This is a genomic window from Psychrobacter sp., assembly GCF_030457785.1.
GTDB lineage: Bacteria > Pseudomonadota > Gammaproteobacteria > Pseudomonadales > Moraxellaceae > Psychrobacter.
Window position 1 is genome coordinate 1 of the sequence record NZ_JAKDUI010000109.1, and the last position, 8,611, is coordinate 8,611.

Genomic DNA, 8,611 nt, shown 5'->3' on the forward strand with positions numbered 1-8,611 from the left:
CAATGTTAAACAGCTTTTTATTATAGTGTTCTCTATAAAGAATCTACTATTAAATTAACATCGCTCAAAATAGGAATGCCCTAAAATAGAAGCACTTTAATTCCAGCTGTCATCTGTGCCGCAAGTATCAACACCGTCGATTTCACGGCACTTAATGCCTCGGTAGTTGAGCGTCAAATCGCCATCATCGCTCATTAATTCATTACTTTTAGGCTCGGCAGTGATGATCCACTCCGAAGTCAACGGATCAGGTCCAACAGTCACCGTATATAGCGCCGTGCCCTGTCTAGGGTAATCATCCTCCAGCCCTGCCTTTAGATCGTTACTGTATTTGCCTTGCGCCAATTTACCGCTTTCGAGGCTGGCAGCGATGTTTTGCAGCTCGGTCATCATATCCGCACGTTTGGTTTTTTCGGCGTAGCCTTGATAGCTAGGATAAGCAATGCTCGCCAGCACACCGATCACCGCCACGACGATCATCAACTCAAGTAGAGTAAAACCGAACTGCTGTCGTCTGTTAATAGCATATTGATTGGGGTACTGATTAGGGTGTTGATTGTGATGTATTACTGACATTACCACTGCTCCTGACCAGTACCGCAGTCTGCTGCTGAGATGTCTATATCCGACGCGTTTTGACAGCTCAGCCCTGTACTGGTGAGTACAATATTATGAGCATTTTGGAAGATACCTGTATCATTGGGCGTGGCTAGCATCTTCCACGTACGCCCAGTGACGAGGCCGGTCGCAACCAGCGAACTGCTCGTGTCAGCACCATCTACTAAAGTGATGGCATAGCGATGATTATCTTCGTCACTACCATCAGGGATGTAGATGGTCTGGTTGTTGGCTTCATCATAGCTATAGGATACAGTATTGTCATCACTGTCGACCACCGCTGGTATAAACCCTTGATAGCTCAGAGATCTAGCACGCCAGCGCTCTAGCTGAGTCTGTAGCTGTAGCATTTTTGCCTGAGCTTCTCGCTCTGCATTGAGCACTACGTAGCGTCGATAGCTCGGAATAGCGATGGCAGCGAGTATCGCAATGACAGAAACAACGATCATCAGCTCGATGAGCGTAAAGCCGCGCACATCTTTTTTGTATGCCCAACCAGATGTTGCTGTGGGCAACGTCACATTCGCAGGCGTGTTATCCGTCATTTTTATCATTGGTCACGCTCGTACCAGACTCTAGGCTGAAGAGTATAACGCTCATTAAAGATATACTCAGTAGCACTACCGTCACCGCCAGCATTAAAGTCCACTCTGTTACCTGTATCGATGCGATCTTCTAATGTGGTTGTCCCGATTAGCACTCTTAGGTTAGTATTATCTGCATTAAATGCACCCAATGCCAGCTCTTGAATACCTTGACCCGCCTGTACAAACCCACCAGTACCTGTGACAGAAGTGTCTTCCATACACACACCATAAGGTAAGCAATATAGCTGACGCTCAGAGGCGCCTCTAATTTGCGCCGCACAGCTATCAGTGCTTCCATAATGATAGTCAGGGTTGTAGACGGTAGTATATAGCAAGCTGTTGATGACTGCGCTATCGCCCATGCTCTTGTTGTATTGGACGTCTGCTTCACCGTTAAAACGGGTCAATGGATAATACCAGCCATCCTGTGTACCTGCGATCATGCCTGCCTTAGCAGCGTTTTTGGCATCTTCAGTTGGTGTATTCCCTAGCTCATCTTCTAAATTGACTAAGTCAGCTTCTGTAACATCTTCGACATTATAAGTCGATGTCGTATAGAGATCGCTGCGTGTCACATCACTGTCGATGATACCGTAGACCCGATTGGCGAAAGTATTATCCTCTCGTAATTTAGATAAAGGCGCGCTGCGGTTACCTGAAACCACATTGACTAAGGCAAAGAGGTTACCGTTGTTATCTCCGCCTTCGCTACGATAAAAACTAACGACAGGACGATCATAAAAGCGATAAGCATACTTACTGTTACTTACGTCGCTCGGTTTGGTGTTTAGTATACGCACGGCGGGCTTGGCACTGAAGCTCGATACCGCTGTAAACCCGAAATCATCTGAGCGTGCATTCTGCAGGTCGATACGGAATACTTGACCACCAAGGTCAGCCGCATAAATATGATCGGTCAGACCATCATTGTCACGATCCAACACGGTAATCTCACCAGTAATACTGTGTATCATCTCATCAGTTTTGACATTTTCACCAGCACTTGCCGCACTGCTGGTTGACCATATCAATTCGCCTGTTTGCGCATTGATCATGTAGATAGCGTTACCCTTTGCAGGATCAGTCGCTGTCGGGACATATTCTTCGTCTTCATAACCCATGTCATAACCACCACCGAAGATCAGTACGTCGGTTGGATCATCATCACTCTCGTTTATACGAATTTTAGCCTCTGTAGGCTTGCTCCAAATCTGCCCTAAACGCTCAAAATGGTCTGAAGAAGTATAGTTAAGACCCTCTGGCGTAATCGTAAACATGACTTCTGGAGAGGACTCGTTAGTGATATCTATCCCATAAAAGGCTTCACCGCCCATCCGCAAACCACCATAAGCAAACATGCCATTATCACTTGCTGTATCCACAGTGACTTTATCGTTTTCTAGGTCATATTTATAGTCGGTGGCCACAAGCCACGGTGCGTCGACCCCAAAATACGGCTGACCAATGGCACTTTTAGTTGAACCGCTAACCAGTGCCTCTGGTTGGTTGATCATCATCGATCTTGGAATAACAGCAACGGCTTCTTTACCATCATCACTGTCGACTAGGTGTAATGCGCCATCCATAGAACCAAACAAGACGTAATCTTCACGATCGTCAGTGATGCGCCCGTTGTCATCCAAGGCAGCACCATAGGAGATGGCCGCAGGCGTTGAATGTAAAACACCGCCCAGTACTTTGATACTTTGGCTAGGCTGAACCAATGTCAGATCATTTATATTGACGTCTGGTGATGCACGCTCACTCATGGTCACTAAATTTATCTCAGCATTATCGTGGTCAGCGGTGTCAAACCCTAAGAAGTTCAGCAAACGCAACTGGTTCTGTGTCGTATAGGTCGCCGTATCGACCAATTGATCGAACCCCACTGGTCTGCCTTCACTGCTAACACCCAACTCACGCAATATCGGCTGTTTATTACTACTAGAGGTATAGTCCTCAACGTATATCTTGCGTAAATTTTCACGCCCCGATGTCGGTGTGCGCAGCTGCGCATACACACCGCCTGCTCTAATGCTACTATTGGCAGTTTCACCATTCTCTGTAAAGTCAGCCGTTTGCCACACGTCTTGTGTCGTCGACCTCAAATCGCCCGCAGCACTGTCGTACAATGGCTCATTACTGTTGCCAAACAACGTACCCTGATCTAAATTATACTTTTTAAGATTGCCTTGCCATATACTTTTGTTTTCACCGACCTCAGGCGCTAGCATGGGCAGATAAGCATAAGCTAACTGGGCAGCTGCTTGATATGGGTTTTCTGGGACGGTAATCGTTCCTGATGGTGCAGACGGTATCGTTTGATTTAGGTCAGCGGCAAAGCTAGTAATACTTTTGACGATATCCTCCGTGGACTGTGCTGAATAAAAACCACCTTCGCCGAAACCACCAACACCTGGCAAATCAGGGTGCGATTTTGCCCCCCAGTTACAGGCATTTTTTGCATCTATATCGCTGATACTATCGCAATCATAGAACACACCTGAATCTTGTTCACCTTGTGCGTTGGTGAAATCCAAGTTTGTAGAGATATCATCACCGACAGCGAGATCAGAACCAAACCCGACGACAGCGGTTAAAATAGTGCCGCTCTGACCCAGAGGGTTCTGAGTTGGGTCGCGCAAAGCTTTGGCAAATGCGCCAACTTCAGGCATACCATTGCCGAAACTACTACCATTAGGTAAACCATTCCCAGACGCACTAAACGATGCGCGGTCTAGCGCCGATGCCATCATAGAAGCGGATGCCGGTGAACTGTTTGGTACACCATCGGTTAAAAAGTAAATGCCGCGCCCATCACAAGAAGATGACGACGTTATTGGACTGATGTAATCATTTCGAGACTTGGCCGCTTGAATTGATTTATTAAACCCACTAAACCCCCAAGCATTAGCACTCTGAGTTACGTTTTTACTCCAGCAGGTGCGCCCACTGTAGAATTGACAGCTAACAGACGAGTGCCCCCATGGTAGGGAGTATCCAGAGAACGTCACCGATGTACAACCCGTACCAGTATGGCTGGTGCAACGATAGTAGGTACCTCCAACGCTGAGATACTCTTCTCTAGGTGCAGTAATAGAACCAGAAGTGTTGGTACCTAGCATATAAGCACCTGCCTCAGCATAGGCATTCGCTGTCGGAGTACCATTGCCACCGACAAGTTTAGCTACAGCGACTTTGATTTTCTGCCGTTGTGATTCATCCAGTAATGCCGCAGGCACCAATATCTTGCCACTGCTGCCATCAGGTCCTGTATAGTTGTTATCGCTGTTGCTTTGTGACGAAAACTGACCGATGCCGATAGATACCTTCTCCGAATCGAGTGCATCTGTATCCATTAATTCAAAAATAGCGTCTTTTAAGCGCGTCAGCCGATCATAGTATGCTTGACCAGTCGTAGTTAGACAGTATCTTCTGTCGTAGTTAGGTGACGTATTAGAGTTTCGATCACGAATAGGATTGTAATAGTAGAGGGCTACGCCTGATGGTAAATCACAAGCATCTGCCCCCACCTGAGCAGCTGTCATACTACCTGATGTATCAAGCATCATCGTGATGGTCACTTTGCCATCTTCAGCTGCCTGATATATCTCCAAATCACCGATCTGTTTGCCATCAGTGGCACTATGCGCTGAGCTGCTGATAGCGGTTAGACCAAATAATACCGCTGCCGACAAGGCGGTAACACGCCATTCACGTCTACTAGGCTGTCTGTACTGTGGATGCTTCATGATCTTACCCTTATGCTATCACTACAATGAATGCGCTATATTTTATATCTACGGTTTAGTTTTTAATTACGGTCTACCGCTATTTGGAGCACCCGCCTACCTTTCGAGCATCAACCCATTTAGACTGGTTCTAATCAGGTTTTATACTAATCAGGTATTAAGCTACAGAGCATTTCTGTGGTCTTGCCACTGCCCTTACCTAGCTCACTACACTTAGTGCGCTGAGACTGGTTTTCTACATTGGCCATTTCATAGAGCACTTTGCTCGGCACTCCTGCCTCAGCCATACAGCCAGCGAGGGTTTCTTCTTTATCAACGACGCTGTCGTATTTGCTTGTCATCGCTAGACAGTTTTTGGCAGCATCTTCTGCACCTGCATAAGAGGGCAATATCGCACTGCTGTTGATATCAAACAAATAGGCTTGACTAGAGCTGCTGCTACCATCTTGCCCGATTGTATACTGCGAAAAAACCTCAACGTCTGGACTAGGCGGTGTTAAGCCAATATTGACTTGAGTCATACTAGCACCACGCTGGCTAACATAGTCATCGGGCTCAGAAGGGTTACAATAGCCATTATCACTGCCTAATATATTACCGCCACCTGGCACTGTGATCGTGGTTTGCCTAATATTAAAAAACTGGCCACGTGGTCGGAAACAAAAGATGTACTCATCATTGATATTGCCCAGGCTAGTCATAAAATAACCAAAAGGCCCACCACTTCCTGTCATCTCTTTATAGATATCGGTGCTACTATCGCCATTCATGGTTTGTTCTATATTTTGATTGGCATTGTCAGCAGACTGTACCAGCAGTGTATTTATCTGATCACTCGTTGCCAGACGTAGATCCGTCGTGCTGTTTCTGACCGCCATAACACCACCCAAAATAATCAATACTAAAAATAATAACACCACTATCAATACCGCACCTTGCTGAGCAGCAGGTGACTGCATTTTGGGGTATGAGTATTGTTGATCGTCAAACATTTTACTCTCCAGTTATGATGTGGTCTAAAGCGTTGCTGCTGTTGGTGTCGTAGCTGTCACATTCATCAACCGAGCATTACGCAATAGCACGGTAGACTCATAACTGCGTCGATAGAACTTTCTACGTCCGGTGTCAGCTTTCAGGTTTTGATCCACCCCCAAGATAGTAAACGCCTCTTGATCAGCATTGGTTATCAGTGGCGTAGTACTACGGATGACAGTTCCTATTTTTAGCGTTGTGATCGGTGGTTTATCGTCCAGATCCAAATAAACTTTTGGTGCTAAATAAGTCATTTGGCCGATATCTGTCTGAACACCCAAAAGCACTTTGAACTGATCAACTGCTGGCACAACAACAGCACCATTGCCCGAAAACGCAGTAGTAACTGTCCCGTCTTCAGACACTCGACCTGCCTTACAAGCCAATGCCAGATCCTGTACTCCTGTGCCAGCGCTCGCGTCTGTCTGTAAACGCACAAAGTAGCGTTCAACGACCCAATCAGAACTACCGGCCAAGATCTCAGCGCCTTCGCAATCATACATCGGACTGGGCGTGATGTTTTTATATTGTATCGTCAACTGATCGCTGTCTACGCCGGTCATATTTGATACACCTGTCCACCCTGTAGAGTCAGCACTGTTGGTCAGCAACGTAGTATCTGTGGTATTCGTCGTCCCCAAGTTGGTAGGAGTCAGTACGACGCCACCGTGATCACTGTTACTGCTAATACTGGTAATAGGGTTGCCTAAATTGGCAAGACGCATGTTGTCTTCCAACCCTTGTAGAGCAAATATACTACTGTCTTGTACTTCTGAGGCGCTTTGTTGGATAGTAACCGTGCGGGTATTGATAATATAGACCTGTATCACAGCTGCCGATATCAGTAGCCCTAAAACCAATGAAATCATAAGCTCGATTAGAGTGAAGCCTGCCATTGTGTTGGCATAAGGAGCCTGCCTACCCAAACGGTCATGGCTTTTTTCTCGCTGAATTTTTCTCTGAATTTTTCGTTGAGTATTATTATTAGACATCGTCATCAGTACGCCTCCGAAATCAAGCATTGGCTACCGTTTTTATAAACACCGTTACTATTGGCACAAGCATCATCATCACTGTTGTCAAGCATTGCTTTGGTATCATTCCACGCGGTAATGACACACATCTGTCTTTGAATATCAGCTTGATCGGTATTCGCTGGACAACTCACAACCGCGAGATCAAGATCTTCTTCTGCTGCTATTTGCTTGACCAACAACGTATCACGGGCAGCGATCTGATTGATATTACACGGCTGCTCTGGTACTTCCTTACCATCATCGGTGACTGTCGCTGCTGAAAGACAATTATTCGCCCCACTGATAGAGATCTCTGTTCCATCAATAGAGACACTATAATCTCCACTCTCTGGTTCTGGTATGCCAGCAACGGCTTGTACAAGTGGTATAGCTCCCGTCGCCGACGCTGATGCCGTCGAAAAACCTGTGCCACTACCAGTGACATAAGCATCAGGATAAGCACGCATCACTTCTGTCAAGTTGCGTACCAAGGTCAAAGACTTGGTACGCACCAAGCTTTCATCAGTAGCACTGACGGCTCGTACCTGTAACGCGCTAAAACCAAGTACTGCAATCGATAGCAGTAATACAGCGACAAGCACTTCGATTAAGCCAACACCATGTTGGGAGCTTGAACGACTCATGAGCAACTTCCTCCCGTCTGGTTGGTGATAATAGCAGTCTTGCTAACCGCAACTTGTTTCGGCGTTGCAGAGGTATTGTCATCACATATGGTATAAGTAACCGTAGCATCCACCCGCTTGCTAGGCTCAAAGGTAATGGTCACCGAGTCAGTGGGGGTTGATGTTAGGGTGATTTGATCATCGTAGTTATAACTAGCGATCGTACTTGCATCTCCATCGGATCCCGAGATTGTGATAACACGAGGCGTACTTGTATTATCGAAGCTCAACGTCACATCTTGCCTCCGAATCACACTCTCTGCTTTTGCTTCACTTAAGGCGTTGTCGAGCGTCGCTGTCGTTGACTTTACTCGCTGATTGGCAAACTGAGTACCCATTGCAGGCGCGGCAATACTGACAATAATAGCAACCACGGCAATCGTGACCATCAGCTCTATCAAGGTAAATCCTGAGATGGACATTGATTGTTTGGATGGTAGGCTGTTCATAGATGCGTTCACATCACTTCCCTATTCATAACGGCTATTATCTGTCTAGCAACTCTAATCGTTTTAACAATCACAGACCATGACAACGGGCTGACATTTATCATGCTACAGCACCTTTGTTTTATCTACACAATATTGAATATACTACGTATTTCATGCAATTTTCGTTCCAGATACACACCAGAATGCAACAGAAAAAGATATACTAAATCAATATCTTAATGAAAGTAATGGCTTAACCTTAGCACGACGTACAAACATTCTTTCAATAGCGACTATATATATTCATTGCTCATAATATAACTTTTTAGCCAGATTTTAGCAATCTAATTCAGCTACGTTCAACAATGTTAAATATGTGCACTCAGGCACAGCTGGCTACTATTTATTGTTAAAAGAGCATTTTGAGATAAGATGTCAAGTATCTATAAGGTATGGCCACATATTTTTTACGTTAAATATTAAGGTGTGTCG

7 protein-coding genes are annotated in these 8,611 nt (G+C 45.7%); all 7 read right to left on the reverse strand.

Features of this window, described 5'->3' with window-relative positions:
* Nucleotides 1-96: 96 nt before the first annotated feature.
* The 7 genes from L0J61_RS06655 to L0J61_RS06685 all read right to left on the reverse strand — a co-directional run bounded on the left by L0J61_RS06655 (nt 97) and on the right by L0J61_RS06685 (nt 8,149).
* Nucleotides 97-576 (reverse strand): type IV pilin protein, encoded by a 480-nt coding sequence (locus L0J61_RS06655; RefSeq protein WP_301465546.1) that lies wholly within the window; start codon nt 574-576, stop codon nt 97-99.
* Nucleotides 576-1,163 carry a type IV pilin protein gene (locus tag L0J61_RS06660; RefSeq protein ID WP_301465547.1) on the reverse strand — a complete coding sequence of 196 codons (588 nt, stop codon included), beginning with the start codon at nt 1,161-1,163 and terminating at the stop codon, nt 576-578. The genes L0J61_RS06655 and L0J61_RS06660 overlap by 1 nt, the downstream gene beginning before the upstream one ends.
* Before the next feature lie 5 nt (nt 1,164-1,168).
* Nucleotides 1,169-4,957, reverse strand: coding sequence for a PilC/PilY family type IV pilus protein (locus L0J61_RS06665; RefSeq protein WP_301465548.1), 3,789 nt, complete (start codon nt 4,955-4,957; stop codon nt 1,169-1,171).
* 146 nt (nt 4,958-5,103) lie between these two features.
* Nucleotides 5,104-5,949 carry a PilX N-terminal domain-containing pilus assembly protein gene (locus tag L0J61_RS06670; protein WP_301465549.1) on the reverse strand — a complete coding sequence of 282 codons (846 nt, stop codon included), beginning with the start codon at nt 5,947-5,949 and terminating at the stop codon, nt 5,104-5,106.
* Nucleotides 5,950-5,973: 24 nt separating this feature from the next.
* Entirely contained in the window at nt 5,974-6,987 is a 1,014-nt protein-coding gene (locus L0J61_RS06675; protein ID WP_301465550.1) for a PilW family protein, read from the reverse strand.
* On the reverse strand, nt 6,987-7,649 hold the full coding sequence (pilV, locus tag L0J61_RS06680) for a type IV pilus modification protein PilV (RefSeq protein ID WP_301465551.1): 663 nt from the start codon (nt 7,647-7,649) through the stop codon (nt 6,987-6,989). Before pilV ends, L0J61_RS06675 begins: the two co-directional genes overlap by 1 nt.
* Entirely contained in the window at nt 7,646-8,149 is a 504-nt protein-coding gene (locus L0J61_RS06685) for a GspH/FimT family pseudopilin (RefSeq protein ID WP_301465552.1), read from the reverse strand. Before L0J61_RS06685 ends, pilV begins: the two co-directional genes overlap by 4 nt.
* Nucleotides 8,150-8,611: the final 462 nt, after the last annotated feature.